This is a genomic window from Ruania zhangjianzhongii (genome assembly GCF_008000995.1).
In the GTDB taxonomy this organism is placed as follows: domain Bacteria; phylum Actinomycetota; class Actinomycetes; order Actinomycetales; family Beutenbergiaceae; genus Ruania; species Ruania zhangjianzhongii.
The window spans coordinates 2,925,283-2,947,804 of sequence record NZ_CP042828.1; the positions used below are offsets into that span (position 1 = coordinate 2,925,283).

The window sequence follows — 22,522 nt, forward strand, 5'->3', positions numbered from 1 at the left end:
TCATGACCAACCCCACCCATGCCCTGCAGCGGATCAGCGACGCCGGGGTCTCCGTCTGGCTGGACGACCTGTCCCGGGAAGCGCTCACTTCCGGTGAGCTGGCGCAGCTGGTCGCCGAGCGGAACGTCGTCGGGGTGACCACGAACCCGACGATCTTCGCCAAGGCGCTGTCCGAGGGCACCTCCTACGATGCCCAGCTGGCCCAGCTCGCCGCCGACGGTGCGGATCTGGACCAGGCTGTGCTCACCCTGACCACCGATGACGTGCGGGACGCCTGCGACCTGTTCGCCGACACGTTCCGCGCCACCGACGGTAAGGACGGCCGGGTGTCCATCGAGGTGGACCCCCGCCTGGCTCGGGACACCGAGGCCACGATCGAGTCGGCGCACAAACTCTGGAACACGGTGGACCGGCCGAACCTGTGCGTGAAGATTCCGGCCACCCTCGAAGGCCTGCCGGCGATCACCGCTGCCACCGCGGCGGGGATCAGCGTGAACGTCACGTTGATCTTCAGCCTGGACCGCTACCGGGCCGTCACCCAGGCCTACGTGGACGGACTGGAGAAGGCACAGCAGGCCGGTATCGACCTGACCACGATCCGTTCGGTGGCCTCGGTCTTCCTCTCCCGGATCGATGCGAAGGTGGACGACTCACTGGATCAGATCGGTTCCGAGGAGGCGCTCGCGCTGCGCGGGAAGACGGCGATCGCCGGTGCACGGCTGTGCTACCAGGTGTTCGAGGAAGTGTTCTCCACGCCACGGTTCGCTGCTCTGGCTGCTGAGGGTGCGCACCGGCAGCGTCCGCTCTGGGCCTCCACCGGGACGAAGAACCCGGAGTACCCGGACACGATGTACGTGGACGAGCTGGTTGCCGCGGATGTGGTGAACACGATGCCGCACAAGACCCTGGACGCCGTGTACGACCACTCGCCGGCCACCGGCGCAGACCAGGTGCAGGGCACCTTCGACGCGTCTCGCGCCGTCCTGGACGACGTGGTGCGCGTGGGCGTGCCGTACGAGAGGATCCTCGCCGAGCTGGAGACCGGCGGTGTGGACTCCTTCGAGAAGAGCTGGGCCGAGCTGTTGCAGACCGTCACCGAAGGCCTGCAGGCCGCCACCGAGAAAGGCTGACCCAGCCGCATGCCGTCCGCTGCACGAGGTAATCCCCTGCGCGACCCGGCGGACCGCCGTCTCCCCCGCATCGCCGGCCCCGGTGGCCTGGTGCTGTTCGGGGTGACCGGCGATCTGTCCCGGAAGAAGTTGCTGCCCGCCGTCTACGACCTGGCCAACCGGGGCCTGCTGCCGCCCGGCTTCGGGCTGACCGGTTTCGGACGTCGCGACTGGGACGACGACGACTTCCGGGACATCGCCCACGAAGCGATCCAGTCCTACTGCCGCACCCCGTTCGATGAGCGGGTGTGGGAACAGCTCGCCAAGGGTTTCCGGTTCGTCCAGGGCACGTTCGACGACAAGGAGTCCTTCGCCCGACTGGCCCAGACCGTGGAGGAGCTGGACAACGAACGCGGCACCGGCGGGAACCACGCGTTCTACCTGTCCATCCCCCCGGCCCAGTTCCCGGTGGTGTGTCAGCAGCTGTCCGAGTCCGGGCTGTCCACCTCGACGCCGGGCAGCTGGCGTCGGGTGGTGATCGAGAAGCCGTTCGGTGACGACCTCGACTCCGCTCGGGCACTGAACGATGTGGTGGAGAAGGTGTTTCCACCCGACGCGGTGTTCCGCATCGACCACTACCTCGGCAAGGAGACGGTGCAGAACCTGCTCGCCCTCCGGTTCGCGAACCAGCTGTTCGAGCCGATCTGGAACGCCCACTACGTGGACCATGTGCAGATCACGATGGCCGAGGACATCGGCATCGGCTCGCGCGCCGGCTACTACGACGGGATCGGCGCCGCCCGGGACGTGATCCAGAACCACCTGCTCCAGCTGCTCGCCCTGACCGCGATGGAGGAGCCGGTCTCGTTCGAGGCCGGTGCGCTGCGCACGGAGAAGGAGAAGGTCCTCTCCGCGGTGCGGGTGCCCGCCGATATCGGCCGGCACACCGCCCGGGGGCAGTACGCGGGTGGTTGGCAGGGCGGCTCGGAGGTCCAGGGGTATCTGGACGAGGACGGTGTGCCCCAGGACTCGGTGACCGAGACCTACGCGGCGATCCGGTTGGACGTGGACACCCGCCGCTGGGCGGGGGTGCCGTTCTACCTCCGGGCCGGTAAGCGGCTCGGCCGCCGGGTCACCGAGATCGCGGTGGTGTTCACCCGTGCCCCGCACCTGCCCTTCGGCCTGAACGAGACCGAGGAGCTGGGCCAGAACGCCCTGGTGATCCGCGTCCAACCGGACGAGGGCGTCACCATCCGGTTCGGGTCCAAGGTGCCCGGTACCGCGATGGAGGTCCGGGACGTGACGATGGACTTCGGGTACGGCCATGCCTTCACCGAGTCCTCTCCGGAGGCTTACGAGCGGCTGCTCCTGGATGTGCTGCTCGGCGACCCGCCACTCTTCCCGCACCAGCCCGAGGTCGAGCTGTCCTGGCAGATCCTGGACCCGATCATCGAGCACTGGTATAGCACCGGGCGACCGGAGCCCTACCGCGCCGGCACGTGGGGTCCGCCGTCGGCGGACGCCATGCTGGCTCGGGACGGACGAACCTGGAGGCGACCGTGATCATCACACTCGAGGACACCAGCACGGCCGAGATCGGTGCCCGACTGGTCGACCTGCGCGAAGAGGGCGGGGTGGTGGCGCTCGGCCGGGTGCTCACCCTGGTGATCATCGCCACCGGGGACGAGGCGGAGACCGCCGTGGAGGCCGCGAACCGGGCCAGCCGCGAACACCCCTGCCGGGTGATCGTGGTGGACCAGGCGAACGGCAGAGCCGACGTCGCCCTCGATGCGGAGATCCGGATCGGTGCCGACGCCGGTGCCTCCGATGTGGTGGTGCTGCGTCCGTTCGGCGGAGCGCGGGCCGAGGTCGACACACTGGTGATGCCGCTGCTGCTGCCCGATGCACCGATCGTGGTGTGGTGGCCCAGCCGCCCGCCGGCGGTGCTCGGCGCCGAGCCGCTGGGTGCGATGGCCCATCGCCGGATCAGTGACGTGGGCGAGTGCGAGGGTGCGATCGAGCTGCTTGCCGATCTGGGCGCCGGCTACACCGCTGGGGACACCGACCTGTCCTGGGCCCGCACGACGCTGTGGCGCGGGATCACCGCGGCAGCACTGGACCAGACCACGGCCCGGGTGGACCGGGTGACGGTCTACGGGTCATCGGTACGGCCCTCCACCCATCTGTTCGCTGCCTGGTTGGCCACGTACTTGGAGGTGCCCACGGTGCTGCAGGGCGATCCGGACGCGACGGCGATCACCGGTGTGGAGCTGCAGCTGGGCAGCGACACCATCTCGATGCACCGCCCGGAAGGTTCGAGTGTGGTGACGCTCAACCAGCCGGGCCACCCGGAGCACCAGATCGCGATGCCGAAACGACCCCTGGAGGACTGCCTGATGGAGGACCTGCGCCGGCTCGACCCGGACGAGGTGTACCGCCGGACTCTGGTGGACGGCCTGCCGAAGGTTCAGGTCGCGACCGCGGAGGTGGCCCGATGACCGGGAGCAGCGGCGAACGCGCTGTGGTGGTGCACCCGGACGCCGATACGCTGGCCCGCGCAGCGGCGGCCCGGTTCCTGCTCGCCCTGGCGGACGCCCAGTCCCTTCGCCACCCGGTACATGTGGCGATCACCGGCGGCACGATCGGCACCCAGGTGCTCGCCGAGATCGGTCACTCCGACCTGCTCGGGGTGGTGGACTTCTCCGGAGTGCACATCTGGTGGATCGACGAACGGTTCGTTCCGGGCGGGGACCCCGACCGGAACGAGGGGCAGGCCGGTGAGGCGCTGCTCGCGCGGTTGCCGATCCCGGACGAGAACGTGCACCGGATGCCGTCCTCGGACGAGGCGAAGGATGTGGACGCCGCGGCCCGCGCCTACGCCGAGGAGCTGGCCGCGTTCGCACCGGAGGGTGCTGTGACGCCCGATCTCGACCTGGTGCTGCTCGGGATGGGGCCGGATGGACACATCGCCTCGCTGTTCCCCGGTCACGGCACAGTGGCGGTCACCGACCGTACGGTGATCGGAGTGCCGGACTCCCCCAAACCGCCGCCGGAACGCATCTCGCTGACGCTGCCGGTGCTGAACAGTGCCCGGCAGGTGTGGATCATCGTCTCCGGTGCGGCGAAGGCCGACCAGGTCAGCCGTGCGCTCGAAGGTGCTGAGCCGGACGAGCTGCCGGTGGCGGCGGCTGCCGGCCGGGACCTGACGCTCTGGCTGGTGGACGCAGAGGCCGCTGGGCAGTAGCCACCCGGCAGTCTGGTGCCACGGGCGGTCTGGAGTCACCGGTGGCGCGGGGCTGAAAATCTGCTTGTAGTTTCGTCTGGTCTTTGCCAGGCTCGGCACTGATGACTCCGCCCGACGGTCCGTCCACGCTCCGGCTGCGCCCGCCACAGCATCGCTATGACCCGCGGGTGGTGGCGTGGTGGCGGTGGACGATCCTCGGCTGGACGGCCGCCGGTGTCCTGGTGCTGGTGGTGCTCGGGATCCTGATTGCCCCCGCCCGGTTCTGGCTGTTCCTGCCGGCGGTGCTGATCGCGGTGGGTGGCGGCGTGCTCGGCGTGCTGCTACCGCTATGGTGGTACGCCAAGCACCGGTGGGAGGTCACCGACGAGGCGGTCTACACCCGCACCGGCTACTTCTGGCAGACCTGGCGGATCGCCCCGATGTCGAGGATCCAGACCGTGGACAGCACCCGAGGTCCACTGCAGCGCGCCCTCGGCCTGGCCACAGTGGTGGTCACCACTGCGTCCTCGGCCGGACCGGTGACGATCGCTGGGATGGAGCACGAACAGGCCGCCGAGCTGGCCCACGAGCTCAGCCTGATCACCAACGCCACCCCAGGTGACGCCACGTGAGAGGCGCCCCGCCTGCGGAGCCCGACCCCACGCCGTCGGCCAGCACCGGGGCCGACAGCCCCACGTGGCTCACCCTGGCCCCCTCCACGGTGGCGGTCACCGCGCTGCTGCTGTTCGCCTTCTGCCTGGGCACGTCGGTACTGATCGTGGTCCCGGTCTGGCTCGGCGGCGATCACGGGCCACTGGCGCTGGTGCTGTGCCTGGCTGGCACCGTCCTGGTGACCGGTGGCAGTGCTGTGGCCGATCGACTGCGGTGGCGCACCACCCGCTACCGGCTCACCGGGCAGCGTCTGGAGATGCACAGCGGCATCCTCTTCAAACGCCGGCGTTCGCTGGCCCGGGGGCGGATTCGCAACGTCGACCTGACCGCCCACCTGCTGCTGCGGATGTTCGGCTTGGTGCGGTTGAGCCTCGGCACCGGGGAGAAGGTGACCGAGGGGACCGGGCAGTCGATCGTGCTCGACCCCATCCCCCGCGCCGATGGTGAGCGACTGCGCAGCGAACTGCTGCGCCGGGAGCAGGCCGAACCGGCTACCGAGGGTCCGGAGCTGCTGGCCCAGTGGTCACCGGCCTGGATCCGGTATGCGCCGGTTTCTGTGTTCACGTTGTTGTTCTCTGTGGGTGCTGCCGGCGGTATCTTCCAGGTTGCGGAGTGGGCCGGCGTGCCGGCACTCCCGGTGGAGTGGGCCGGCGAGATCACCGACCGGATCGGGGCCTGGCCGGCACTGCTGGCCGCCATCGTGGTGTTCGTCGTGGTCGGAGCCGTGGCGATGACGGCACTCTGGGTGGAGTCCTGGTGGGGATACCGGCTGGAGCGCTCCGAGCAGGCGCTGCGGGTGCACCGCGGTTTGCTCACCTCGCGGTCGGTCAGCTTCGAGGCCTCCCGGATCCGGGGTGTGGAGCTGGTCGAGCCGCTCGGTGTCCGGCTGGCCGGAGCCGCCCGTCTGGACGTCGTCGCCACCGGCCTGCGCGCCGACGCAGAACAGCAGGACAGCGCGACCCTCGTGCCCGGGGCGCCTCGCGCGGTCCCGCTCCAGGTGGCCGAGGAGATCACCGGCCGGGCACTACCGGACGAGCTGCGTCCGCACCCGCCGGTGGCCCGGACCCGGCGCCTGGTCCGCGCGGGCGCTCTGATCGTCGGGCTCCTGGTGGTGGCCGTGATGCTGGTGGCACTGCTGCGCCCGACGGCGTTCTGGACCTCGGTCATCGTGGCCGCCGTGCTCGGCTCTTCGGTGCTGGCGGTGGCTGTCGCGGTGGACTCGGCACGGAACCTGGGGCACGAGTTGACCGCCGCCCACCTGCTCGCCCGCCGCGGCAGCATCCGGCGCACCACAGTGGCGCTCGACCGGCCAGGGATCATCGGTTGGCGGGTGCGGCAGTCCCTCTTCCAGCGCCGCGTGGGAGTGCTCACGGTGACCGCCACGACGGCTGCCGGACGTGGGCGTTACTCCGTGGTGGACGTGGCCACGGGCCCGGGGCTGGCCGTCGCCGAGGAGGCGGTACCCGGGCTGCTCACCCCGTTCCTCGAGCGCGAGGACCTCCCCAGCCACGAGCCGGCCGGAACCTGAGCCGTCACGCGGCGCGCCGTTCCTCGGCTTCGAGCCGCGCGCGTCGGTTCATCAACAGCGTGGAGACGGCGTAGCCCAGGTCGAACGGGCGAGCATCGGTGGCGGTGAGCTGGTCGGTGACGCCGCTCAGCGCCGGCCTCTCGGCCGCTGAGCGGGCCGCGGATGCTGGCACCGGCTCCACCACTGTGCCATCCGGGCTGTACGTGTGCAGGGTGCCGTCCGGGCCCCGGCGGAGTTCGAAGCCACCTTCGTGGTGCCGACGGTGGTGCTGACCACACAGCAACGCCATGTTCTGCAGGGTCGTCGGTCCGCCGAGAGCCCAGTGCCGGAGATGGCGAGCGTGCAGGTAGCGGCGCCGACCGCAGCCCGGAAACACGCAACCTTGGTCACGGTCCCACAGCGCCCGGAACAAGGCGGCGTTCGGGCGCCGATGCCTGCGCCCGAGGTCGATCGTGCGTCCCGACCGCCCGTTCGCGCTGATCAGGACCTCGCGCCGCGCTCCCGCGGGAGCGTCCTCGTGCAGCTGCAGCACCACCCCGGTGTCACAGGACAGACGTCTCGCAGTCTCGGGGTGCAGGGCCGGCCCGAGCTCCAGATGTGGCCCCGTGATTCCGCTGCCGGCAGCGTCGGCCAGATCGTTGAGGGTCGCGTGCAGCACGGTCTCGCTGCGCCGTGAGGCCCGGACACAGTCACCCGGACCCTTCGGAGCGGGCAGCGCCTCGGGTGTGCGGACCGGACCGACGCTACTCTGCTCACAAATGAGCACCAGAGCGTCCAGCAGTGTGTGCTCGGTGTGGGCGAGATCGTCCGCCAACGAACTCGCCGTAGCGTGGTCCGCCGCCGTCTCCGTGTGCTCCAGATAGTCCTGGGCCCGGCGCAGTGCCTCCACGATGACCGCACCGTCCTCGGGTGCGCTTCTGATCGAGAGGCACACCGACCCGTCGTCGTCGACCCGATAGCTCAGTCGGCGGCGACGATGCTGGGCGTTGATCTCTTCCAGCGAAGCCCCGGTACGGATGCCGGCACACAGCCGGTCCAGCTGGACAGCGCTGGCCGCCTTGGCCGCCTGGACCAGCTCGTCCTCGTTCGCCGCTGTGCCTACCCGCGTGATCGCGCGCACCTTGGAGTAGCTCAGCCGGCCCGCAGCGAACTCCGTGTCGGTCAACGGCAGCGCGCTCAGGGCGCGCGCGATGCGGACATGCTCGCGTGCGGTCGAGGCAGATATGCCGCAGCGCCACGACAACCAGTGCGCAGACGAGCACATCCCGGCGTACTGCTGCCACCCCTGCTGGGCATCGAACTCCGCCAGGACATGCAGAAACCGAGCGGTGTGCGCCGCGATCTCGGCAGCCAGCGATCCCAGCTCATCGGCAAGCTCGGCTACCGGCCGCGGCGGCTCGGTGGGCGACTCCGTCCACTCATTCATCCCTATCCCTCACCCTCTCCTCGAACAACTGTTCCAGGATAGGGAGCGGGTGTGACACTCTGGTCGGCGGGGCCGCCGTTCGAGCCCGCTGGGCGCTCCCGCGGGAGCGTCCTGCGGTCCTTCGGTGGTGCTCCACTAGTCACGGCAACCGCCACCTGCAAACGGCAGCACCGCCGTCGCCCAGGACTTGCTCTGCGAGTGCAGTGGCGCTGCGGTCAGCCGCCGCGGCGGGCGCGCAGCGCGGCGAGGGCCTCGTCCAGCAGGGCTTCGCCCTCGGCGTCGCTGCGCCGTTCCTTCACGTAGGCCAGATGGGTCTTGTACGGCTCGTTCCGCGGCGCCGACGGCGGGTTCTCCCGGTCCTGGCCGGCGGGCAGGCCGCAGCGCGGACAATCCCAGGTCTCCGGCACCGACAGGCCCTGCTCCTCGGCGAAGCTCGGACGGGTCTCGTGGCCGCCGGCACACCAGTAGGACACCCAGACCCGAGGGGCCGCCTCTCCGCGCTCGGCCTCACCCATCGGCCCCGCACCGACGCGGGATCCTCGGATCGCACTACCGCCTGCCATGTTGCTCCCTGCTTCAGAATGCGAAGCGCTGCACGAGACCGAGCAGCACGATGACGACGCCCCAGACGATGGCCGAACCGACCGTGATCCGGTTCAGGTTCCGCTCCGCCACCCCGGAGGAGCCGAGGCTGGAGGACAGGCCGCCACCGAACATGTCGGACAGCCCTCCGCCCTTGCCCTTGTGCATGAGGATGGTCAACACCAGCATCGCGCTGGTCAGCACCAGCAGGACCTCAAGAACGATGGTCAGGATCGTCACGGTTGCGCGTACTTCCTCATCTGGACTGCGCGTGCGCGGCATCTGCGCACGGGGGACGCACAGAGTCTACGCGATATGCGCACCGGGTCAGAGCCCCACCTGGTGAGACTGGTACCGGACGATCGATGCGAACTCCTCGGCCTGCAGGCTTGCGCCGCCGATCAGACCGCCGTCGATGTCGTGCTGCGCCATCAGCGAGGCGCAGTTGCCCGACTTCATCGAGCCGCCGTAGAGCACTCGCACCGCTTCGGCTACCTCGGTGGAGTACAGCTCCGCGAGCCGGGCGCGGATGGCAGCGCACACTTCCTGCGCGTCCTCCGGGGTCGCCACCTCACCAGTGCCGATCGCCCAGACCGGTTCGTAGGCGATCACAGTACGGGCAGCGTCCTCGGCGGAGATGCCGTCGTACGCGCCGTCGACCTGGGCGAGGGTGTAGGCGACCTGCTCCCCCGCCTGACGCACCTCGAGCCCCTCACCCACGCACACGATCGGGGTGAGCGTGGCGGCCAGGGCCGCCTTGGCCTTCGCGCCGACCAGCGTGTCGTCCTCACCGTGGTACTGACGTCGCTCGGAATGGCCCACGACGACGTAGCTCACGCCGAGCTTGGCCAGCATCGTCGCGGAGATCTCACCGGTGTAGGCGCCCTTCTCCTGCGCGGAGACGTCCTGCGCGCCGTAGCCGATCTCGAGCTTGTCGGCGTCCACCAGGGTCTGCACCGAGCGAAGGTCGGTGAACGGTGGGCAGACCACCACCTCGACCGAGGAGTAGTCGTGCTTGGCGTCCTTGAGGGTCCAGGCCAGCTTCTGCACCAGGTGGGTCGCCTCGTGGTGGTCGAGGTTCATCTTCCAGTTCCCCGCCATCAGCGGGGTGCGGGTGGTTGCCATCGATCGTTGCCTTTCCGGGCCGTGGGTCGTCAGTTCAGAACGTCGATACCGGGCAGGGTCTTGCCCTCGAGGAACTCCAGAGAGGCACCGCCGCCGGTGGAGATGTGGCTGAAACCGCCCTCGTCGAAGCCGAGGGTGCGCACCGCCGCAGCCGAGTCGCCGCCGCCGACGATGGTGAAGGCACCCTCAGCGGTCGCGTCGACCATCGCCTCGGCGACCGCCTTGGTGCCGTCAGCGAAGGCGTCGAACTCGAACACGCCCATCGGGCCGTTCCAGACGACGGTTTTCGCCTCGCGGATCGCCGCACCGAACGCGGCACCCGAGTCCGGACCGATGTCCAGACCGATCTGGTCGGCGGGCATATCGGCTGCGGGCACCACGGTGGCCGGCGAGTCGGCCTTGAACTCCGGGGCCACCACGATGTCGGTGGGCAAGAGGATCTCCACACCACGGTCAGCCGCGGTGTCCAGGTAACCCTTCACCACCTCGATCTGGTCCTCCTCGAGCAGCGAGCTGCCGACCCGGTAGCCCTGCGCGGCGAGGAAGGTGAACACCATTCCGCCACCGATCAGCAGCCGGTCGGCCTTGGTGAGCAGGTTGGCGATCACTCCGAGCTTGTCGGAGACCTTCGAGCCGCCGAGCACCACCACGTATGGGCGACCGGGGTCGACGGTCGCACGGCGCAGGGCTTCGACCTCGGTCTGCACCAGCGAGCCGACGGCGCTCGGCAGCTCCTTGGCGATGTCGTAGACGCTGGCCTGCTTGCGGTGCACCACACCGAACCCGTCGGAGACGAACACCTCAGCCAGGCCCGCCAGGTCCTTGGCCAGCTCGGCCCGCTCGGCATCGTTCTTGGACGTCTCGCGCGCATCGAAGCGGATGTTCTCCAGCAGCAGGACCTGCCCCTCGGCCAGCTCTGCGGCGGCCGCCTTGGCCCCCTCGCCGACGGTGTCCGGAGCCAACGTCACCGGCGCCTCGAGCAGCTCGCCGAGCCGGCTGGCCACCGGGCCCAGGGAGAAGGCCGGGTCCACAGCACCCTTCGGCCGGCCCAGGTGCGCGGTGACGATGACCTTGGCACCGGCGTCGACCAGCCGGCGCAGCGTGGGCAGTGCGGCGCGGATCCGCCCGTCGTCGGTGATCGTGCTGCCGTCCAGCGGGACGTTGAAATCAGACCGGACCAGGACCCGCTTGCCGCGCAGGTCGCCGAGATCGTCGATGGTCAACATATGCAAGTCTTTCCCTTGTTCTGATGGTCGCTCAGGTGCCGCGGGGGCTGGTCCTCAGGTGCGGACATGACTCGCGCCCGTGCGCACTGGCACACGGGCGCGAGCTGGCAGCAGCGATAGTTCAGAGCCGCTCGCCGACGTAGCTGGTCAGGTCGACCATCCGCTGGGCGAAGCCCCACTCGTTGTCGTACCAGGAGACGACCTTGACCTGGTCGCCGATCACCTTGGTGAGACCGGAGTCGAAGATGCTCGACGCCGGGTCCCCGGCGATGTCGGAGGAGACCAGCGGGTCCTCGGAGTACACGAGGATGCCCTTGAGCGCGTCCGTGGCGGCTGCCTCCTTGACGGCGGCGTTCACCTCGTCGACGGTCACCTCACGGGAGGCGGTGAAGGTCAGGTCGGTGGCCGAACCGGTCGGCACCGGCACCCGCAGCGCGTAGCCGTCCATCTTGCCCGCCAGCTGCGGCAGCACCAGGGAGACCGCCTTGGCGGCACCGGTGGAGGTGGGGATGATGTTCAGCGCGGCGGCGCGGGCGCGGCGCGGGTCCTTGTGCGGGCCGTCCTGCAGGTTCTGGTCCGCGGTGTAGGCGTGAATCGTGGTCATCAGGCCACGCACGATCCCGAACTTCTCGTCCATCACCTTGGCCAACGGCGCCAGGCAGTTGGTGGTGCAGGAGGCGTTGGAGATGATGTGGTGGTTCGCCGGGTCGTAGTCGGTGTGGTTCACACCCACCACGAACGTGGCGTCCTCGTTCTTCGCCGGGGCGGAGATGATCACCTTCTTGGCGCCTGCGTCCAGGTGCGCCTTGGCCTTGGTGGCGTCGGTGAAGATGCCGGTGGACTCGACCACGATGTCAGCGCCGAGCTCACCCCAGGGCAGGTTCGCGGGGTCGCGCTCCTCGAACGCCTTGAAGGTCTGGCTACCGACCGTGATGGAGGTCTCGTCGTGGGAGACCTCCTGGTCCAGCTTGCCGAGGATCGAGTCAAACTTCAGCAGGTGGGCGAGCGAGGCGTTGTCGGTGAGGTCGTTGACACCGACGATCTCGATGTCGGCGCCGCTGGCCAGCACGGCGCGCAAGAAGTTCCGTCCGATGCGGCCGAAGCCGTTAATGCCGACGCGGATGGTCACGTTTTCCTCCTGGCGCGCTCACTGCGCGCATAGCGTCTGGGTTCAGGTTGCGCCGGTGGCGCGTATCCCACGGGATCCGGGGGTTCGATGACACCGGCCGCCGGGTTCTCGGCGTGGGTGTTCACCGCAGGTTCTACGGTACACCCGGCGGGCACCACGGTCAGTTCAGGAGCAAGTCAAGAGTGAGCGTGATCACATGTCGAGCATGTCCTGGGTGAGGTTGCTCTCCGTGTCCGGGACGCCGAGCTCGTGGGCGCGCTTGTCCGCCATCGCCAGCAGACGCCGGATCCGCCCGGCGATCGCATCTTTGGTCAGCTGCGGTTCGGACAGCTGGCCGAGCTCCTCCAGACTGGCCTGCTTGTTCTCCAGCCGCAGCCGGCCAGCTTGTTGCAGGTGATCCGGGACGTCCTCACCGAGCAGCTCGAAGGCGCGCTCCACTCGGGCACCTGCGGCTACGGCCGCCTGTGCGGAGCGGCGCAGATTGGCGTCGTCGAAGTTCGCCAGCCGGTTCGCGGTCCCGCGCACCTCGCGCCGGATCCGCCGCTCCTCCCAGGCGATCACCGCGTCGTGCGCACCCATCCGGGTGAGCAGGGCGCTGATCGCGTCTCCGTCGCGGATCACCACCCGGTCCACACCGCGCACCTCGCGGGCTTTGGCGGGAACGTCGAGCCGGCGGGCCGCGCCGACCAGGGCGAGTGCCGCCTCCGGTCCTGGGCAGGTCACTTCAAGAGCGGAGGACCGGCCCGGTTCGGTCAGCGACCCGCGGGAGAGGAACGCCCCCCGCCAGGCGGCGACGGCGTCCCCGGTGCTGGCGTTCACCACATGCGGGGGCAGCCCGCGCACCGGGCGACCGCGAGAGTCGAGCAGACCGGTCTGCCGCGCCAGCGCCTCTCCCCCGGTGACCACCCGGACCACGTACCGGTTGCCCCGGCGCAGTGCACCCCCGGAGACCACGATCACCTCGCTGGTGTGGCCGTACACCTCGTGGATCGCCTGGCGCAGCCGGCGTGCGGCCACCCCGGTATCCAGCTCGGCCTCCACGACGATCCGCCCGGAGATGATGTGCAGGCCCCCGGCGAACCGCAGCGTGGCGGCGACCTCGGCCTTGCGGGCGGACATCTTGTCCACCCGCAGTCGGGCCAGCTCGTCCTTCACGTCGGCGGTCAATGACATGAGCGCCATCCTGCCATTCATCCTGACCTCTCTCCGACGTCGCCCAAGAAGCGTTCGAACGCATCCGAGTAGGCGGCAGCCAACCGCAGCATGTCGTGCTGCGGCCTGCCGTCGCCCTCGCTGACCTGACGTAAGAGTAACCGGGCACCGAGGGCCCGTGCGCTTTGGGTCAGGTCGTCCAGGTCCTCCACCGAGGATGGATCGGCGACCACCACGTCCAAGCGCAGGTCCGGTGCATACTCGGTGAGCGAGCGCACGTGGTCGGCGGCGCTGTAGCCGGTGGTCTCCCCGTCCTGCGCCGACAGGTTCAAGGTGAGTGCCCGGCGCGCCCGGGTCTCGTTCAGGGCGGTGGCGATCTCGGGGACCAGCAGGTGCGGCATCACCGAGGTGAACCAGGAGCCGGGGCCGAGGATCACCCAGTCGGCGGCCCGGATCGCCTCGACCGCCTCGGCACACGCCGGCGGTTCGGACGGGATCAGCCGAACCCGCTCCACCCGGCCGGAGGTGACCGCCAGCCGGCTCTGGCCACGCACCAGAGAGCGGGTCGCACCGGGCCCCTCCCCCAGGGCGACGTCCGCCTCGATGTCCAGCGGCACCGAGGCCATCGGTAGCACCCGGCCCTTCGCGCCGAGCAGCTGCCCGATCAGGTCCAGCCCGGCCACCGGGTCCTCGAGCAGCTCCCAGACGGTGGCGATCAGCAGGTTGCCCAGCGCGTGTCCGTCCAGCGGCCCCGGTGAGCTGAATCGGTGCTGCAGCACGTCCCGCCACACGTGCCCCCAGTCCGAGGAGTCGCACAGCGCGGACAGAGCCATCCGCAGGTCCCCCGGCGGCAGCACGCCCAGCTCTTGGCGCAGCCGCCCGGAGGAGCCGCCGTCGTCGGCCACGGTCACCACTGCGGTGACCTGGGTGGTCACGTGCCGGAGCGCCCCGAGGGTGGCGGACAGCCCGTGGCCACCACCGAGGGCGACGGCGCGCAGCTGATCCTCACGCCGGTAGGCGCGTACCGGGGGCATGCCGATCCTCATTCGCGCCCCAGGTCCCGGTGCACCGTGCGCACTGTTCGTCCCTGCGCCCGCAGGCGGCTGGCGATCGCCTCGGAGATCGCCACCGACCGGTGTTTGCCGCCGGTGCAGCCGACGGCGATCGTCACGTACGGTTTCTGCTCCTCCAGATAGCCGTCCAGCACCGGGTTGATCGCGGCGACGTACCGGTCGACGAAGTCATCGGCACCCTGGAGGCCGAGCACGTAGTCCCGCACCGGTTCGTCCTTCCCGGTCAGGTGCCGCAGCTCGGTCACCCAGTACGGGTTCTTCAGGAACCGCACGTCCACCACATGGTCGGCGTCCAGCGGCAGTCCGTACTTGAAACCGAACGAGACCGTCGTGACCCGCAGCTTGGTCTCGGTCTCGGTAGCCACCACGTCCCGGACGGCGCGAGCCAGGTCGTGCACGGACAGCTCACTGGTATCGATGGTCACGTCGGCACGTGAGCGCAGGTGCGCAAGCAGGCGTCGCTCCTCGGCAATCCCGTCGAGCATGCGACCATCCCCCTGCAGCGGGTGCGGACGCCGCACCTGCTCGAACCGGCGCACCAGCGCCTCGTCCGAGGCGTCCAGGAACACGATCCGGTAGTCCAGGCGGGCGCTGCGCAGATCGGCGAGCACCTGCACCAGGTCGGCGAAGAACTCCCGGGACCGCACATCCACCACAGCGGCCAGCCGCCGCACACCACCGTCGGTCTGGGTCATCATCCCAGCCAGTGCGAGCAACATCCGCGGTGGCAGATTGTCCACCACGTACCACTCCAGGTCCTCCAGCACGGCCGCGGTGCGGGTCCGGCCCGCCCCGGACATCCCGGTGATGATGAGCACCTCGGGGCGGTCGTCCTCCGGCGGCGGGGCGGTCTCGTCGAGCAGTGGGATCCCCTGCGGAACGGTCGGTGGCGGCTCGGGCCGGCTCGGGTCGCTCATGGGTTCAGGATGGCACGTCGGATGCATCCCGCGCGCTGGATGCACTCGATTCTCCGGCACCGGAACTAGCGCGCAGCGCGGCGGAGATCGTGGCGGCCAGGGCCGGGCCGATCCCGGGCACCGTGGCGATGTCGGCCACCTCCGCCTCGGTGAGCGAGCGCACCGAGCCGAACTGCCGCAGCAGCGCAGCCTGGCGCTTCGGCCCGAGGCCGGGCACGGCATCCAGGGACGAGCGGGTCATCCCCTTGCCACGGCGCTTGCGGTGATGGGTGATGGCGAACCGGTGCGCCTCGTCCCGCAGCCGCTGCAGCAGGAACAGCCCGTCGCTGGTACGCGGCAGCACCACTGGGAAATCCTCCCCGGGCAGCCATACCTCCTCGAGCCGCTTGGCCAGGCCGACCACTGCCACGTCGGTGATGCCCAGCTCGCCCAGCGCCAGGTGAGCCGCTGCGACCTGGGGAGCTCCGCCGTCGACCACCACCAGCTGCGGCGGATACGCGAACCGGCGCTTCTCCGCGACGGCGGTCCTCAGCTCGCCGCCGGCCACCTGCTCCCCGTCCTCGGCAGCGTCCACCTCACCACTGGCCACCCCTTGCTGCTCGGCCAGGTAGCGCCGGAACCGGCGGGTGAGCACCTCGTTCATCGCCTCGGTGTCGTCCCGCGCGCCGGTCCCGTCCGGCCCGCGGACCACGAAGTGCCGGTACTCGCTCTTGCGGGGCAGCCCGTCCTCGAACACCACCATCGAGCCGACCTGCTCCGAGCCCTGAGTGTGCGAGATGTCGTAGCACTCGATCCGCAGCGGGGACTCGGCCAGGCCCAGGTACTCGGTCAGCTCGGCGAGCGCCTGGGACCGGGCGGTCAGGTCACCGGCCCGCCGGGTCTTGTGCAGCGCGAGCGCGTGCACGGCGTTCTGCCGCACCGTCTGGGCCAGGGCACGCTTGTCCCCGCGCTGGGCCACGTGGATCCGCACCCCGGCACCGCGGATGCCCCGCAGCCAGGCGGTCACCTGCTCGAGGTTCGCCGGCAGCACCGGCACCACGATTTCCCGGGGCACCGAATGCGCGGCCTCCTCCCCGTCGGTCAGATCGCCGTAGACCTGCTCCAGCAGCCGCTCCACCAGCTCGGCCTCGGTGACGTCCTCGACTCGCTCGGTCACCCAGCCGCGCTGTCCGCGGATGCGCCCGTCCCGCACGTGGAACACCTGCATCGAGGCTTCGAGCTCGTCGGCAGCCATCGCGAACACATCCGCGTTCGTGCCGTCCGGAAGCACCACCGCGTTCTTCTCCACCACTTTGGTCAGTGCCGCCAGGTCGTCGCGCAACCGCGCCGCCCGTTCGAAGTCCAGCTCGGCGGAGGCCTGCTTCATCTCCTGCTCCAGCCGGCGCACGTACGGCCCGGTCTGACCGGCCATGAAGTCGCAGAACTCCTCGGCGAGGTCCCGGTGGTCGGGGATACTGATTCGTTCCACGCACGGCGCCGCACACTTGTCGATGTAGCCGAGCAGACAGGGTCGCCCGGTCTGCTGAGCACGCTTGTACACCCCCTGGGAGCAGGACCGGATCGGGAACACCCGGAGCAGCAGGTCGACCGTCTCCCGGATCGCCCACGCGTGCGAGTACGGCCCGAAGTAGCGGTTGCCCTTGCGCTTGGCGCCGCGGGTGACCAGCACCCGCGGCACGTCCTCGCTCATCGTCACCGCCAGGTACGGGTAGGACTTGTCGTCGCGGTATTTGACGTTGAACCGGGGGTCGTACTGCTTGATCCAGGAGTACTCCAGGGCGAGGGACTCCACCTCGGTGCCCACGACGGTCCACTCCACGCTCGCCGCGGTGGTGACCATCTGCTGCGTGCGCGGGTGCAGTCCGGACACGTTCTGGAAGTAGTTGCTCAGCCGGGCGCGCAGGTTCTTCGCCTTGCCCACGTAGATCACCCGCCGGTGGCTGTCCCGGAACCGGTACACCCCGGGATCTGTGGGGATCTCCCCCGGGCGGGGACGGTAGGTGGAGGGGTCGGCCATGCCCTCCAGAGTAGTTCGCGCTAGCGTGTGGTGATGGGACCCCTTCACTCATATTCAGTCGTCGTGGACTGGTCCGGAGCCGGTGAGCGCGGCACCGAGTCCTACACCTCCTACGGGCGTGACCACGTGGTGCGGATCGAGGGCAAGCCGCCGCTGCCCGGCTCGGCGGACGTCGCCTTCCGCGGTGATCCGGACCGGTACTCCCCCGAGGACCTGTTCGTGGCGGCGCTCGCGCAGTGCCACATGCTCTGGTTCCTGCACAAGGCTGCAATGGGTGGCGTGGTGGTCACCGGGTACACCGACCGGGCCGCCGGAACGATGCGGGTGGAGACTGCCGGCGCCGGGCAGTTCACCGAAGTGGTGCTGCACCCGCGGGTGAGTGTGGCCGAGCCGGTCGGCGAGGATGTGATCGCCGCACTGCACCAGCAGGCGCACGACCACTGCTTCATCGCCCGCTCGGTGAACTTCCCGGTGCGGCACTCCCCGCTGACCACGGAGGTCGTGGCCCGCGCCTAGCCGGCCCGGCCACCCGCGGCCGGGGGCGCAGCAGCTGGCCCGCAGCGGCGCTCAGGCGGTCGCCGCGGACTTCGTCCGCCGTGCCTTCCCCTTGGCGGCAGCCTCCTTGCGGCGTGCGGACCGAGCCTTGGGGCGGGTCAGCGCGGCCACTGTGGTCACCGGGCGCAGATCTGCCTGGGCATCGGTGCCGAGGATCTCGGCGAGGAAGTGGCCGGTGTGCGAGGTCTCCACCTTGGCGAGGTCCTCCGGGGTGCCCTCGGCCACCACCAGTCCACCACCGGAGCCCCCTTCCGGGCCCATGTCGACCACCCAGTCGGCGTTCTTGATCACATCCAGGTTGTGCTCGATCACGATCACCGTGTTGCCCTTCTCCACCAGACCCTGGAGCACGTCCAGGAGCTTGCGGATGTCATCGAAGTGCAGCCCGGTGGTGGGTTCGTCCAGCACGTACACCGTGCGCCCGGTGGACCGCTTCTGCAGCTCGGAGGCCAGCTTCACCCGCTGCGCCTCACCGCCGGAGAGGGTGGGGGCCGGCTGCCCGAGACGCACGTAGCCCAGGCCGACGTCCACCAGGGTGCGCAGGTGCCGCGAGATCGCCGGCACTGCGGCGAAGAACTCGGCAGCCTCCGCGATCGGCATGTCCAGCACGTCCGCCACGGTCTTGCCCTTGTAGTGCACCTCGAGGGTCTCCCGGTTGTACCGGGCCCCGTGGCACACCTCGCACGGCACGTACACGTCCGGCAGGAAGTTCATCTCGATCTTCAGCGTGCCGTCACCGTTGCAGGACTCGCAGCGGCCACCCTTGACGTTGAAGGAGAACCGGCCGGGGGTATAGCCGCGTACCTTCGCCTCGGTGGTCTCGGCGAACAGCTTGCGCATGTGGTCCCATACCCCGGTGTAGGTGGCGGCATTGGACCGTGGGGTGCGCCCGATCGGGCTCTGGTCCACGTGCACCACCTTGTCCAGGTCGTCCAGACCGGTGACCCGCTTGTGCCGGCCGGGCACGTGCTTGGCGCCGTTCAGCTCGTTGGCGAGCACGTTGTACAGGATCGCGTTCACGACGGTGGACTTGCCCGAGCCGGACACTCCGGTCACCGCAGTGAAGGTGCCGAGGGGGAAGGCCACGTCGATACTGCGCAAGTTGTTCTCGTGCGCGCCCTGCACGGTGAGCCACCGCCCGGAGTCCGGCTCGCGCCGCTGCGCGGGAATCGGAATGCTGCTACGGCCGGCCAGATACGCACCGGTGATCGAACCAGGAGCTTCGAGCAGGCCCGGGTAGTCGCCGGAGTGCACGATGTGCCCACCCTGCTCCCCCGCGCCCGGGCCGATGTCCACGATCCAGTCCGCGGTGCGGATGGTGTCCTCGTCATGTTCGACGACGATCAGCGTGTTGCCCAGGTCCCGCAACCGGGTCAGGGTGTCGATCAGGCGACGGTTGTCCCGCTGGTGCAGTCCGATGCTCGGTTCGTCGAGCACGTACAGCACTCCCACCAGACCGGAGCCGATCTGGGTGGCGAGCCGGATCCGCTGGGCCTCGCCGCCGGAGAGCGTGGCGGCCGGCCGGGACATGCTCAGGTAGTCCAGGCCGACGTCGAGCAGGAAGCCGAGCCGGGCGTGGATCTCCTTGAGCACCTGGCCGGCGATCGCCGCTTCCCGCTGGCCCAGCTGCAGACCGTCGAGGAAGGACTTCGACTCCCGGATGGACAGGTCGCACACCTGGGCGATCGACTTCCCGCCGACGGTCACCGCGAGCACCTCGGGCTTGAGCCGGGCGCCCTGGCAAACCGGGCACGGCACCTCGCGCATGTACTCCTCGTACTTGTCCCGCGACCATTCCGACTCGGTCTCGGTGTGCCGGCGCTGGAGGAAGGCGATGGCACCCTCGAAGCCGGTGGAGTAGGACCGCTCCCGGCCCCACCGGTTCCGGTACCGCACGTGCACCTTGTGGTCCTTGCCGTAGAGCACCGCTTCCTTGGCGCGCTTGGGCAGCGCGCGCCACGGCACGTCCACGGAGAAGCCGAGATCGTCGCCGAGCGCGGTCAGGATCCGGTCGAAGTACTGCGAGCTGCCGCTCGCCCACGGCGCCACCGCGCCTTCGGCGAGGCTGAGCTCCTCGTCCGGCACCACCAGCCCCGGGTCTACCTCCAGGCGGGTGCCGATCCCGGTGCACTCCGGGCAGGCGCCGTAGGGGGCGTTGAAGGAGAAGGTGCGTGGTTCCATCTCCTCCAGGGTCAGCGGGTGGTCGTTCGGGCAGGCCCGGTTCTGCGAGAACCGCCGCTGCCGATCCGGGTCGTCGGCGTCGAGATCAACGAAGTCGGCGATCACCAGGCCCTCGGCCAGACCCAGCGCGGTCTCCACCGAGTCGGTCAGCCGTTGGCGGATGTTCTCCCGGACCACGAGCCGGTCGATCACCACATCGATGGTGTGCTTGAGCTTCTTCTCCAGTGTGGGCGGCTCGGCGAGCTGGATCAGCTCACCGTCCACCACGGCGCGGGCGAACCCACGGGACTGCAGGTCCCGGAATAGCTCGGAGTACTCCCCCTTGCGCCCGCGGACCACCGGGGCGAGCACCTGGAACCGGGTACCGTCGGGCATCTCGCGCAGCCGGTCGACGATCTGCTGCGGGCTCTGCGCGACGACGCGCTCGCCACATACCGGGCAGTGCTGAGTACCGGCCCGGGAGAACAGCAGCCGCAGATAGTCGTAGACCTCGGTGATGGTGCCCACGGTCGAGCGCGGGTTGCGGTTCGTCGACTTCTGGTCGATCGAGACCGCCGGGGACAGTCCCTCGATGAAGTCCACATCCGGCTTGTCCATCTGGCCGAGGAACTGCCGGGCATAGGCGGACAGGGACTCGACGTAGCGGCGCTGCCCCTCGGCGAAGATCGTGTCGAACGCCAGAGAGGACTTCCCGGATCCGGACAGACCGGTGAAGACGATCAGCCGGTCCCGGGGAAGCTCGAGATCGACGTTCTGGAGGTTGTGCTCGCGCGCGCCGCGAATCAGGAGGGAGTCACTCACGGATGCCATGGTAGGACGAGCCACCGACATCGTACAACCGTTCGAGATGCTGGGTTGGTCACAGTTGCTCATTTCCGGGTGGGGTCCTGGAGGGGGTGCCTGAGCGTGTGCGCAGGTCAGCGCCCGTCGTGGTGGTGCACTGCACCATCACGTGGGAGGACACCCACCCGGGGGTCGTGATGAAGCGAGTGCGGGCCGGATAAGTGCTCGTGCGGCGCTCCTTGCCTGTGGTGTGGGTGTGACGTACTGGGCACGTCAATCCAACACCGCAACGGCCCGTCCGGCAGGTACGGGCTCCGGCCACACCCCAGCCCTGACCGACACCCCCACCGTCGCTCGCCCCGGTCGTTGTCGGCGCGCCGTGGCAGGCTGCCGACATGGACCAACGCCTCAGCCTCATCACCCTCGTCGTCGACGACCTCAGCCGAACCCGCGCGTTCTATCTCGACGGGCTGGGCTGGACTGCCGACGTGGACGTGCCCGGGGAGGTGCTGATGATCCGGATCGGGCAGCGCCTGCTCCTGTCCCTGTGGCAACGCGATCATGCCGAGGCCGAGATCGGCCCGGTGACCCGCGACGGCACCCCACCGATCACACTCGCGCACAACCTCGCCACCCCGGACGAGGTGGATACCGTCCTGGTCGAAGCCCGCGCTGCCGGGGGTGCAGCGGAGGCCGCGACCCAGCGCGAATGGGGCGGCTACTCCGGATATTTCACCGACCCCGACGGCTTCCGGTGGGAGATCGCGGTGAACCCGACGCCGCTGGGTGAGAGCCTGCTGCCATGACCACCACCGAACTTTCCGGATCTAACCCGATCGTCCCGGGACACGTGCAGCGTGGCGGGCCCACCGCCGTCTGGCGTACCGCCAATGCCGAGGTGCACAAGGCGAGCGTGTCCGCGATGGACAACAACGCCTACCTGATCGTGGACCGGCGCACCGGCGACCACCTGCTGATCGACGCCGCCGACGATGCCACGCGGCTGCAGGAGCTGCTGGCAGCCGAGGCGGCCACCGGGTCGCTGGTCGGGATCCTCACCACGCACCGGCATCCCGATCATCACGGCGCTCTCGCCGAGCTCGTCGCCAGCACGGGCGCGCCGGTCCTGGCCGGAGGTCCCGATGCCGACCAGCTGCGAGCAACGGTCGATCACCGCCTGGGTCACGGCGACCAGGTCACCGTGGGCTCCCTCGGTCTGCACGTGGTCGCCCTTCGCGGACACACGCCCGGTTCCGTGGCGCTCGTTCTTGCCGACGACGGCGCCCCGCCCCTGGTCTTCACCGGTGACAGCTTGTTCCCGGGTGGGGTGGGCAAGACGGGGTCGGCTGCGGACTTCCAGCAGTTGATCGCCGATGTCACCGAGCGGGTCTTCGCTGTCCTGCCCGACGGGACGGTGGTGCTGCCCGGGCACGGGGACAACACCACCCTCGGCGCGCAGCGACCGGCCCTGCCCGAGTGGCGAGCACGGGGCTGGTGACCGGCCGACCACGGGTACAGTCGACGGCCATGAGCACCTTCGCCGTCGAGTACAGCTACGACCCGGACCGCGCCACTGACATGGAGCGGATCCGCCCCGGGCACCGTGCATTCCTGCGCAGCCTGTTGGAGGAGGGTCGGCTGCTCGCCTCCGGTCCCTGGGTCGGCGAAAGCCCGGGGGCCTTGCTGCTGATCATTGCCGAGGACGCCGCCGGCGTCGAGCAGATGCTCGACGCCGACCCGTTCCAGCAAGCCGGGCTGATCACCGAGCGCCGCGTGCGCGGCTGGAATCCGGTGATCGGCCCGTTCGCCGACGAGGCGAACTAG

The 22,522-nt window shown here is 69.7% G+C and carries 21 protein-coding genes; 10 read left to right on the forward strand and 11 right to left on the reverse strand.

Going from position 1 to position 22,522, the window contains the following annotated elements; translation table 11 throughout:
* Nucleotides 1-2: 2 nt before the first annotated feature.
* From tal to FU260_RS13660, 6 genes are all read left to right on the forward strand, one after another.
* On the forward strand, nt 3-1,130 hold the full coding sequence (gene tal / locus FU260_RS13635) for a transaldolase (protein ID WP_147917559.1): 1,128 nt from the start codon (nt 3-5) through the stop codon (nt 1,128-1,130).
* A gap of 9 nt (nt 1,131-1,139) precedes the next feature.
* Nucleotides 1,140-2,672, forward strand: a complete 1,533-nt coding sequence (zwf, locus tag FU260_RS13640) for a glucose-6-phosphate dehydrogenase (RefSeq protein ID WP_147917560.1) — start codon at nt 1,140-1,142, stop codon at nt 2,670-2,672.
* Nucleotides 2,669-3,607 carry a glucose-6-phosphate dehydrogenase assembly protein OpcA gene (locus tag FU260_RS13645; protein WP_147917561.1) on the forward strand — a complete coding sequence of 313 codons (939 nt, stop codon included), beginning with the start codon at nt 2,669-2,671 and terminating at the stop codon, nt 3,605-3,607. The genes zwf and FU260_RS13645 overlap by 4 nt, the downstream gene beginning before the upstream one ends.
* Nucleotides 3,604-4,353: a 6-phosphogluconolactonase gene (pgl, locus tag FU260_RS13650; protein ID WP_147917562.1), complete on the forward strand. Its 750-nt coding sequence runs from the start codon at nt 3,604-3,606 to the stop codon at nt 4,351-4,353. Before FU260_RS13645 ends, pgl begins: the two co-directional genes overlap by 4 nt.
* Before the next feature lie 101 nt (nt 4,354-4,454).
* The gene (locus FU260_RS13655; protein WP_147917563.1) at nt 4,455-4,964 is read left to right on the forward strand and encodes a PH domain-containing protein; all 510 of its coding nucleotides are present in this window, start codon (nt 4,455-4,457) and stop codon (nt 4,962-4,964) included.
* Nucleotides 4,961-6,532, forward strand: coding sequence for a PH domain-containing protein (locus FU260_RS13660; RefSeq protein ID WP_147917564.1), 1,572 nt, complete (start codon nt 4,961-4,963; stop codon nt 6,530-6,532). Before FU260_RS13655 ends, FU260_RS13660 begins: the two co-directional genes overlap by 4 nt.
* A gap of 4 nt (nt 6,533-6,536) precedes the next feature.
* On the opposite strand, the gene FU260_RS13665 is transcribed toward FU260_RS13660, so the two are convergent.
* The 10 genes from FU260_RS13665 to uvrC all read right to left on the reverse strand — a co-directional run bounded on the left by FU260_RS13665 (nt 6,537) and on the right by uvrC (nt 17,179).
* The gene (locus tag FU260_RS13665) at nt 6,537-7,958 is read right to left on the reverse strand and encodes an HNH endonuclease signature motif containing protein (RefSeq protein ID WP_147917565.1); all 1,422 of its coding nucleotides are present in this window, start codon (nt 7,956-7,958) and stop codon (nt 6,537-6,539) included.
* Between the two features lie 215 nt (nt 7,959-8,173).
* Nucleotides 8,174-8,521 (reverse strand): RNA polymerase-binding protein RbpA, encoded by a 348-nt coding sequence (locus FU260_RS13670; protein WP_147917566.1) that lies wholly within the window; start codon nt 8,519-8,521, stop codon nt 8,174-8,176.
* A gap of 13 nt (nt 8,522-8,534) precedes the next feature.
* Nucleotides 8,535-8,780: a preprotein translocase subunit SecG gene (secG, locus tag FU260_RS13675; protein ID WP_147917567.1), complete on the reverse strand. Its 246-nt coding sequence runs from the start codon at nt 8,778-8,780 to the stop codon at nt 8,535-8,537.
* An 87-nt stretch (nt 8,781-8,867) separates the two neighbouring features.
* Nucleotides 8,868-9,665, reverse strand: a complete 798-nt coding sequence (gene tpiA / locus FU260_RS13680) for a triose-phosphate isomerase (protein WP_147917568.1) — start codon at nt 9,663-9,665, stop codon at nt 8,868-8,870.
* A gap of 29 nt (nt 9,666-9,694) precedes the next feature.
* Nucleotides 9,695-10,891 carry a phosphoglycerate kinase gene (locus FU260_RS13685; RefSeq protein ID WP_147917569.1) on the reverse strand — a complete coding sequence of 399 codons (1,197 nt, stop codon included), beginning with the start codon at nt 10,889-10,891 and terminating at the stop codon, nt 9,695-9,697.
* Nucleotides 10,892-11,012: 121 nt separating this feature from the next.
* Nucleotides 11,013-12,020 (reverse strand): type I glyceraldehyde-3-phosphate dehydrogenase, encoded by a 1,008-nt coding sequence (gap, locus tag FU260_RS13690; protein ID WP_147917570.1) that lies wholly within the window; start codon nt 12,018-12,020, stop codon nt 11,013-11,015.
* Between the two features lie 192 nt (nt 12,021-12,212).
* Nucleotides 12,213-13,193 carry a DNA-binding protein WhiA gene (gene whiA / locus FU260_RS13695; RefSeq protein ID WP_147917571.1) on the reverse strand — a complete coding sequence of 327 codons (981 nt, stop codon included), beginning with the start codon at nt 13,191-13,193 and terminating at the stop codon, nt 12,213-12,215.
* Nucleotides 13,194-13,210: 17 nt separating this feature from the next.
* Nucleotides 13,211-14,206, reverse strand: a complete 996-nt coding sequence (locus FU260_RS13700; RefSeq protein ID WP_187368394.1) for a gluconeogenesis factor YvcK family protein — start codon at nt 14,204-14,206, stop codon at nt 13,211-13,213.
* Between the two features lie 8 nt (nt 14,207-14,214).
* Nucleotides 14,215-15,162, reverse strand: coding sequence for an RNase adapter RapZ (gene rapZ, locus FU260_RS13705; protein ID WP_147917573.1), 948 nt, complete (start codon nt 15,160-15,162; stop codon nt 14,215-14,217).
* A gap of 4 nt (nt 15,163-15,166) precedes the next feature.
* A complete protein-coding gene (gene uvrC / locus FU260_RS13710; protein WP_147917574.1) occupies nt 15,167-17,179 on the reverse strand; it encodes an excinuclease ABC subunit UvrC in 2,013 nt (670 codons plus the stop codon).
* Between the two features lie 33 nt (nt 17,180-17,212).
* Between uvrC and FU260_RS13715 the strand changes: the two genes are divergently transcribed.
* The gene (locus FU260_RS13715) at nt 17,213-17,695 is read left to right on the forward strand and encodes an OsmC family protein (protein WP_147917575.1); all 483 of its coding nucleotides are present in this window, start codon (nt 17,213-17,215) and stop codon (nt 17,693-17,695) included.
* A gap of 51 nt (nt 17,696-17,746) precedes the next feature.
* On the opposite strand, the gene uvrA is transcribed toward FU260_RS13715, so the two are convergent.
* Entirely contained in the window at nt 17,747-20,725 is a 2,979-nt protein-coding gene (gene uvrA, locus FU260_RS13720; RefSeq protein ID WP_235912346.1) for an excinuclease ABC subunit UvrA, read from the reverse strand.
* Between the two features lie 368 nt (nt 20,726-21,093).
* Here uvrA and FU260_RS13725 point away from each other — a divergent pair, with 368 nt between their 5' ends.
* The 3 genes from FU260_RS13725 to FU260_RS13735 are packed head-to-tail and all read left to right on the forward strand — an operon-like array spanning nt 21,094 to nt 22,522.
* Complete coding sequence (locus tag FU260_RS13725) at nt 21,094-21,504, forward strand: VOC family protein (protein WP_147917577.1); 411 nt, start codon at nt 21,094-21,096, stop codon at nt 21,502-21,504.
* A complete protein-coding gene (locus FU260_RS13730; RefSeq protein WP_147917578.1) occupies nt 21,501-22,196 on the forward strand; it encodes an MBL fold metallo-hydrolase in 696 nt (231 codons plus the stop codon). The genes FU260_RS13725 and FU260_RS13730 overlap by 4 nt, the downstream gene beginning before the upstream one ends.
* A 29-nt stretch (nt 22,197-22,225) precedes the next feature.
* Nucleotides 22,226-22,522, forward strand: coding sequence for a YciI family protein (locus FU260_RS13735; protein ID WP_147917579.1), 297 nt, complete (start codon nt 22,226-22,228; stop codon nt 22,520-22,522).